This is a genomic window from Streptomyces sp. NPDC002156 (assembly GCF_053593675.1).
Map to the genome: position 1 here is coordinate 1 of NZ_JBSFDA010000317.1, position 5,015 is coordinate 5,015.

Here is a 5,015-nt window from a genome sequence, read left to right on the forward strand (position 1 = left end):
GTCATCCAGCCCGTCCGGCGTTTGAGGACGAGGCCGTTCAGGCCGAAAGGGGGGTCTGGGGGCGCAGCCCCCAGGGGATGGGAACGGGTAAGGGCGGCGGGGGCGAAAACAACCCCTATACAGCCGCTACGCGCGTAGATATGCTCGGCTTGTGACCATGCCCACCACTGCATCAACCGCACTCCCGCTCAAGGACGTGACCACGTCCGACAGCACGCTGCGCCGCTACCTCCACGGACTCCCCGGCGTCGACGCGGTCGGCCTGGAGGCGCGTGCCGCCTCCCTCGGCACGCGTTCCATCAAGACGACCGCGAAGGCGTACGCCATCGACCTCGCCATCTCGATGGTCGACCTGACGACGCTGGAGGGCGCGGACACCGCCGGCAAGGTCCGGGCCCTCGGCGCCAAGGCGGTCCGCCCCGACCCGACCGACCGCACGGCCCCCGCCACAGCCGCGGTCTGCGTCTACCCCGACATGGTGGCCGTCGCGAAGGAGGCCGTCGCAGGGTCGACCGTCAAGGTCGCCTCCGTCGCCACCGCCTTCCCCGCCGGCCGCGCCGCGCTCCCCGTCAAGCTGGCCGACGTACGGGACGCCGTCGCCGCCGGTGCCGACGAGATCGACATGGTCATCGACCGCGGGGCCTTCCTCGCGGGCCACTACATGAAGGTCTACGACGAGATCGTCGCCGTGAAGGAGGCCTGCGGGGCGTCCGCCCGCCTCAAGGTCATCTTCGAGACCGGCGAGCTGTCGACGTACGACAACATCCGGCGCGCGAGCTGGCTCGGCATGATCGCCGGGGCGGACTTCATCAAGACGTCCACCGGCAAGGTCGCCGTCAACGCCACCCCCGCGAACACCCTCCTCATGCTGGAGGCCGTCCGGGACTTCCGCGCGCAGACCGGCGTCCAGGTGGGCGTGAAGCCGGCCGGCGGGATCCGTACGACCAAGGACGCCGTGAAGTTCCTGGTCCTGGTCAACGAGACCGCCGGCGAGGACTGGCTCGACAACCACTGGTTCCGCTTCGGCGCGTCCTCGCTCCTCAACGACCTGCTGATGCAGCGCCAGAAGCTGACCACGGGCCGCTACTCCGGCCCCGACTACGTGACGGTGGACTGATCACCATGACCATCGAAAAGATCGAGAAGCGGTCATCCGCATTCGAGTACGCGCCCGCGCCCGAGTCCCGCTCCGTCGTCGACATCGCCCCCTCCTACGGCCTGTTCATCGACGGCGAGTTCACCGAGGCCGCCGACGGCAGGGTCTTCAAGACGGTCTCCCCGTCCACCGAAGAGGTCCTCTCCGAGGTCGCCCAGGCGGGCGAGGCGGACGTCGAGCGTGCCGTGAAGGCCGCCCGCAAGGCCTTCGAGAAGTGGTCGGCACTGCCGGGCGCCGAGCGCGCCAAGTACCTCTTCCGCATCGCCCGCATCATCCAGGAACGCTCCCGCGAGCTCGCCGTCCTCGAAACCCTCGACAACGGCAAGCCCATCAAGGAGACCCGCGACGCCGACCTCCCCCTGGTCGCCGCGCACTTCTTCTACTACGCGGGCTGGGCCGACAAGCTCGGCCACGCGGGCTTCGGCGCGAACCCGAAGCCGCTGGGCGTCGCGGGCCAGGTCATCCCCTGGAACTTCCCTCTCCTGATGCTGGCCTGGAAGATCGCCCCGGCGCTCGCCACCGGCAACACGGTGGTGCTGAAGCCCGCCGAGACGACCCCCCTCTCCGCCCTGTTCTTCGCGGACATCTGCCGCCAGGCGGGCCTCCCGAAGGGCGTCGTCAACATCCTTCCCGGGTACGGCGACACGGGCGCCGCGCTCATCGCGCACCCGGACGTCAACAAGGTCGCCTTCACCGGCTCCACGGCCGTCGGCAAGGAGATCGCGCGCACCGTCGCCGGCACCCGCAAGAAGGTCACCCTCGAACTGGGCGGCAAGGGCGCGAACATCGTCTTCGACGACGCCCCCATCGACCAGGCGGTGGAAGGGATCGTCACGGGGATCTTCTTCAACCAGGGCCAGGTCTGCTGCGCGGGCTCCCGACTCCTCGTCCAGGAGTCGATCCAGGAAGAGTTGCTCGACTCGCTCAAGCGCCGCCTGTCCACGCTCCGCCTCGGCGACCCGCTGGACAAGAACACGGACGTCGGCGCGATCAACTCCGCCGAGCAGCTCGCCCGGATCACCTCACTCGTCGAGGCGGGCGAGGCGGAGGGCGCCGAGCGCTGGTCCCCGGCCTGCGAACTCCCCTCCTCCGGCTACTGGTTCGCCCCGACGCTCTTCACGAACGTCACCCAGGCGCACACCATCGCCCGCGACGAGATCTTCGGCCCGGTGCTCTCGGTCCTCACCTTCCGCACCCCGGACGAGGCCGTCGCCAAGGCCAACAACACCCAGTACGGCCTGTCGGCGGGCATCTGGACGGAGAAGGGTTCACGGATCCTCGCCGTCGCGAACAAGCTCCGCGCGGGTGTCGTCTGGTCCAACACGTTCAACAAGTTCGACCCCACCTCGCCGTTCGGCGGCTACAAGGAGTCGGGCTTCGGCCGCGAGGGCGGTCGCCACGGCCTGGAGGCGTACCTCGATGTCTGACCCCCGAGTGGACCCGCGGCAGGACACACGGCCGGACCCGCGTCTGTCCGTCTTCAAGACCTACAAGCTGTACGTGGGCGGGAAGTTCCCGCGTTCCGAGAGCGGCCGGGTGTACGAGGTGAGCGACGCGAAGGGCAAGTGGCTGGCGAACGCCCCCCTCTCCTCCCGCAAGGACGCCCGTGACGCGGTCGTCGCCGCGCGCAAGGCGTTCGGCGGCTGGGCCGGGGCCACGGCGTACAACCGCGGCCAGATCCTCTACCGCGTCGCCGAGATGCTGGAGGGCCGCAAGGAGCAGTTCGTCCGCGAGGTGGCCGACGCGGAGGGCCTGTCGAAGCCGAAGGCGACCGCCCAGGTCGACGCGGCGATCGACCGCTGGGTCTGGTACGCGGGCTGGACCGACAAGATCGCCCAGGTGGTGGGCGGCGGAAACCCGGTCGCAGGCCCCTACTTCAACCTCTCCTCCCCCGAACCGACCGGCGTGGTCGTCGTCCTAGCCCCCCAGGAGTCCTCGTTCCTGGGCCTGGTGTCGGTCCTGGCCCCCGTGATCGCCACCGGCAACACCGCGATCGTGATCGCCAGCGAGAAGTCCCCGCTCCCGGCCCTCTCCCTCGGCGAGGTCCTGGCCACCTCGGACGTACCCGGCGGAGTCGTCAACATCCTCTCCGGCCGTACGTCGGAGATCACCCCGTCCCTCGCCGCACACCAGGACGTCAACGCGATCGACCTGGCGGGTGCGGACGAGGCACTCGCCAAGGAACTGGAGATCGCGGCAGCCGACAACCTCAAGCGCGTCCTCCGTCCACAGCCTGTGGACAACGCGGAGTGGTTCGCCACCCCAGGCACCGAACGCATGACCGCCTTCCTGGAAACAAAGACGGTCTGGCACCCCACAGGCGCACTAGGCGCATCGGGTTCCTCGTACTAGGCGCCGAAGGCCGCCTAGTAGGGGCGCGGGGAACTGCGCGACCAGCCACGACGAAGCCGCACCCGGCATCGGTCAGCAGCTCCCCGCCCCTCCCCCGCACCTCAACTCAACCGCCCAAGACTCCCAAGGCCTCCCCCACCACCGGAATACGCCCGATCGACTGCGCCTGCGCAACAGGCGCAGTCAGCATCTGCGAAGCAATCGGCTGAAAGTCGGACAGCTGCGTGGCAACCCCGTTGTCCAGCGGGTCAACCCCCGTACCCGCCAACGGATTCGGCTTGAGCCCCTGAACCGGCCCCGTGACGTACCCGACCGATCCGGTGAGCGCAGCCAACCCCGCCTGCGGGTCGATCTGCCCCAGCGAGGTGCTGGGGTTGGCCCGCATGACATCCACCGCGGGTCCCCCCTCGGCCGCGGCGGCCGTAGCCGCACCCGCCCCCAGGGCAACGCCCGCGGTCGCGAGGGCGATCAGGGCACGCTGGGCGGTCTGGGCGGTCTGGTTCTGGGAGGACGCGTGTCGTGCCATGACTGGTTGCCACCTTCTGGTACGCCGGGTAATCAGGTCGACACGAAGGGTAGTTGACGTGTGACGCACCTTTCAAAGCCGACCCGCGGGGTCGGCAGGGGGGCGCCCGATGCCTCACACTGGTGTCTCGTGACCTCCCACCCGCCCATACCCACGCGAGTCGTGCTGCTCTGCGGCCCTTCCGGCTCCGGCAAGTCCCTCGTCGCCGCCCGCTCCGGCCTCCCGGTCCTGCGGCTCGACGACTTCTACAAAGAGGGCACCGACCCGACGCTGCCGCAGGTCCTGGGAAGCACCGACATCGACTGGGACCACCCCGAGTCGTGGGACGCGGACACGGCGGTCACCGCGATCACCGAGCTGTGCCGCACTGGTCGTACGAACGTTCCCGTGTACGACATCTCGCTGAGCGCCCGTACCGGCGAGGAGCGCGTCGACATCGGCCGGACCCCGTTGTTCATCGCGGAGGGCATCTTCGCCGCCGAGATCGTGGAGCGCTGCCAGGCGGAGGGCGTCCTCGCGGACGCGCTGTGCCTGAGCCGGGGCCCGGTCAAGACGTTCCGCCGGCGCTTCCTGCGGGATCTGCGCGAGGGCCGCAAGTCGGTGCCCTTCCTGCTGCGCCGCGGCTGGCGGCTGATGCGCGCCGAACGTTCCATCGTGGCCCGCCAGACGGCCCTGGGCGCACACGCGTGCGACCGCGACGAGGCGATGGGCCGGCTCGCGGACGCGGCGGCGGGCACCAGGACCTACGTACGCACCACGTAGACAACCGGCACCCGAACTCCCGGACACACCAAAGCGGGACTGGATGGACCCCCCGGCCCTCCAGCCCCGCTCCTTTTTTTGGTGCTCCCCCGCGGCCCCCCGACCCCGGTGGTTCCCCCCTGGTGGTGCTCCCCCGTGCTTCCCCCGTCTACTGCTCCCCCGTCTTCACCGCTCCCCCGAGCGGTGCCCCCCAGGCCTTCAGGCGACAAGCTCCCCGAA

At 69.9% G+C, this 5,015-nt stretch carries 5 protein-coding genes; 4 read left to right on the plus strand and 1 reads right to left on the minus strand.

From position 1 onward, the window contains the following. Positions 1-157 precede the first annotated feature (157 nt). From deoC to ACWCRB_RS48965, 3 genes are read left to right on the plus strand one after another with little or no spacing between them, the layout of a single operon-like run. Positions 158-1,117, plus strand: a complete 960-nt coding sequence (gene deoC / locus ACWCRB_RS48955) for a deoxyribose-phosphate aldolase (RefSeq protein WP_451002245.1) — start codon at positions 158-160, stop codon at positions 1,115-1,117. A gap of 5 nt (positions 1,118-1,122) precedes the next feature. Further along, positions 1,123-2,583, plus strand: a complete 1,461-nt coding sequence (locus ACWCRB_RS48960) for an aldehyde dehydrogenase family protein (protein WP_451002241.1) — start codon at positions 1,123-1,125, stop codon at positions 2,581-2,583. After that, positions 2,576-3,508, plus strand: coding sequence for an aldehyde dehydrogenase family protein (locus ACWCRB_RS48965; protein ID WP_451002242.1), 933 nt, complete (start codon positions 2,576-2,578; stop codon positions 3,506-3,508). Before ACWCRB_RS48960 ends, ACWCRB_RS48965 begins: the two co-directional genes overlap by 8 nt. Before the next feature lie 106 nt (positions 3,509-3,614). Here ACWCRB_RS48965 and ACWCRB_RS48970 read toward each other — a convergent pair whose 3' ends face one another. Next, positions 3,615-4,034: a hypothetical protein gene (locus tag ACWCRB_RS48970; protein WP_451002243.1), complete on the minus strand. Its 420-nt coding sequence runs from the start codon at positions 4,032-4,034 to the stop codon at positions 3,615-3,617. Between the two features lie 60 nt (positions 4,035-4,094). Here ACWCRB_RS48970 and ACWCRB_RS48975 point away from each other — a divergent pair, with 60 nt between their 5' ends. Beyond that, on the plus strand, positions 4,095-4,796 hold the full coding sequence (locus tag ACWCRB_RS48975; RefSeq protein WP_451002244.1) for a uridine kinase family protein: 702 nt from the start codon (positions 4,095-4,097) through the stop codon (positions 4,794-4,796). Positions 4,797-5,015: the final 219 nt, after the last annotated feature.